This is a genomic window from Stieleria sp. JC731, assembly GCF_020966635.1.
In the GTDB taxonomy this organism is placed as follows: Bacteria; Planctomycetota; Planctomycetia; order Pirellulales; family Pirellulaceae; genus Stieleria.
Genome location: NZ_JAJKFQ010000032.1, coordinates 1 through 2,656 on the forward strand (window position 1 = coordinate 1; position 2,656 = coordinate 2,656).

Genomic DNA, 2,656 nt, shown 5'->3' on the forward strand with positions numbered 1-2,656 from the left:
GATTCCCGTGCAGTGATCGCGGGTTGCGACAACTAAATGGGATAACAAAAAAATGCACCCGAGTCGCGAAGTCGGGCGGTTTGACAATGGAGAATCTCTCGTCGCGACCGGGTGATTTTAGACGTTCGCGCGGGTGATTGTGGCTTGAATCCACCGCTGCTGAATCCGGCCCCTCTGATTTAGCGTCACAACTGTAAGCTGATCGCTGCAGCTGAAATCACGGTTTGATAGTTGTGCCCGGATTTCGCCCATCGGACTTCAAGGGACAGCAGTTTCCTGTTTATCGCATTTGATTTCACGGTTTGGATGTTGCTCCGAGATAGCAGTTCAACCGCCCCATGCGCCAGCCGAAAAATACATGCTCGTTCCCCTTGGCAATTCGAATCGAGTAGACTTGTCACCAGCGATGTACTGCCGACCGTGGTCGTGTGTACCACGCGAACCATGCCGTGCACGCGAAGGTCGGGAGTCGTGTTTTATTGAAGTGGTTAGTTAACCGCCCGACCTCGGTGACGGCTGCCGTTCTGCCAATGAGGGTGCTGTAGCGACTTGTGAAGCGTTTTCTGATTGGGATACTCTCCCTCGTTTCGATTGCCGTTTTGGCGTGGTGGCTTCTTCACACGCGACCAATCAATGCGGACGTTCAAGTCCATGTGCTTACCGTAGACGGCAGCGCTCGCACGTATCGAATCGTGGTTCCGTACAACTTGGCTTCGCCTGTCCCGGTAGTATTTGCTTTTCACGGTATCGGCGATTCTGCCGATTCGATGGCCAAATACTCTCAACTTGATCGTCTTTCGGCGGACAACGGATTCATTATTGTATATCCCGCTGCCTTGAATTCGATGTGGTCAACCGTCAACATCGATCCGGCCGAACTCGATGCCAACCCTGATGTTCGGTTCTTCGATGACTTGTATGCTCAGGTCGCGTCCGAACACGACATTGCCGCCGATCGCATCTACGTTGCCGGAATGTCAAACGGTGCTTCGTTCGCTCATGTCTTGGTCACCGAAAGACCGGAAATGATTGCCGCGTTTGTCGCACATTCGGGATTGCGGCCTCGAGAGCTTGGCGATTGTGACGATTCAATTCCGATGATGCTATTGGCCGGTGCCAACGATTCGGTCGCACCGATCATGAAATCGAATGCTGATCGATATCGCTCCGCTGGTTGCACCGTCGAGTATATTCTGGTCCCGAGACTGGCACATGAATGGTCGACACGGCACAATAGGGAGATTTGGCGATTCCTATCCACCCACCCGCGAGTCCGCACGGAAGAGGCAGAACCATGAATTGCACGGAAGGACGGGAGCCGTGTTTAATGGTCTGCTTGCGAGTCTTCCGCCCGTCCTCCGTGAATTCTGCCGTTCGCGCGGATGGTTGTGCCTGCGATAACCAACGCCTGTTTTCGATGCTGACGGATCTGGCCCATCTGATCTCACCTGACAACCATTAGCCGATCGCCGCAACTGAGTTTGTGGTTTGATAGTTGCTCGTGATCGCGGCCCAATGGATTTCGCGAGACTTCAGTTTCCTATTGATCGGAATTGAATTCACGGTTTGATTGTCGTTTGCGAACTCGACCCTTCGGATTTCACGATGCGTCAGTTTCCTGATGATCGCTTCTGATGTCACGGTTTGATCCCAGCTTGGAGATTGCTGGTCAAACGCCCTACCCGCCGGCTGAAATATCTAAGCTCGTTCCCCTTGGCCCTTCCAGTCGGGTAGACTTGTCACCAGCGATGTAGTGCCGACTGTGGTCGTGGGTACCTCGCGAACCATGACATGAACCGAAGTGACGGAGTCGGGGTTTCTGAAGTGGTAAGTCGTCCGCCGTCACTCGGTTATGTCCGCCGTTCGCGCGGGTAGATGAACCGCTGACTGACTCATCTCTCTCTCAGTTGGTCATCGTCTATTGCGGTTCAAAGCATTTTGATCCGGCCCATCTGATTTCACGTGGCCAATTCACACTCATCGCCGCAATTGAATTCACGGTTTGATAGTTGTGGCTGAGTTTCGCCCACCTAATGTCATGTGACCTCTGTTTCCTGTTTATCGCATTTGATGTCACGGTTTGTTTTCTGCTCCGAGATAGCCGATCAAACGCCCTATGCGCCAGCCGAAAGATCTATGCTCGTTCCCCTTCCCGGTTCCGATCGGGTAGACTTGTCAACAGTGATGTGGTGCCGACTGTGGTCGTGCGTACCACGCGAACCATGACATGAACCGAAGTGACGGAGTCGGGGTTTTTGAAGTGGTGAGTCGTCCGCCGTCACTCGGTTATGTCCGCCGTTCGCCGACTCAAATTGCATTACCGTGGACCGGCACACTCTCGCTGCGATCTTGACAGAGCATCTTGCGTCGTACCGTGAGATGTCGCACTCGGAACTTGCCGCGCGTCTTGAGTCGCCGCGTCACGAGGATCATCTTGACGTGATTGACGGCACCGCACCCGATGGTACGACATACACGATTGAGACAAACATACTTTGGGACGATCGCTCAAAACGCCACATTCGGGTCCTGTCCGACCTGTCGACCGGCACACGTGGCTGCTTGCTTGGCTTCATTCCAATCTTCACTCCGGATGTTGCGGACGACTTCATTCTCGCTCCGGACGGCACGTTTATCGACGAATGATTCGCGGGTG

At 53.8% G+C, this 2,656-nt stretch carries 2 protein-coding genes; both read left to right on the plus strand.

Annotated features, from left to right (window positions below):
- Nucleotides 1-551: 551 nt before the first annotated feature.
- Nucleotides 552-1,298: an alpha/beta hydrolase family esterase gene (locus tag LOC67_RS26930; protein ID WP_230265959.1), complete on the plus strand. Its 747-nt coding sequence runs from the start codon at nucleotides 552-554 to the stop codon at nucleotides 1,296-1,298.
- Between the two features lie 1,024 nt (nucleotides 1,299-2,322).
- Nucleotides 2,323-2,646, plus strand: a complete 324-nt coding sequence (locus LOC67_RS26935) for a hypothetical protein (protein ID WP_230265960.1) — start codon at nucleotides 2,323-2,325, stop codon at nucleotides 2,644-2,646.
- Nucleotides 2,647-2,656: the final 10 nt, after the last annotated feature.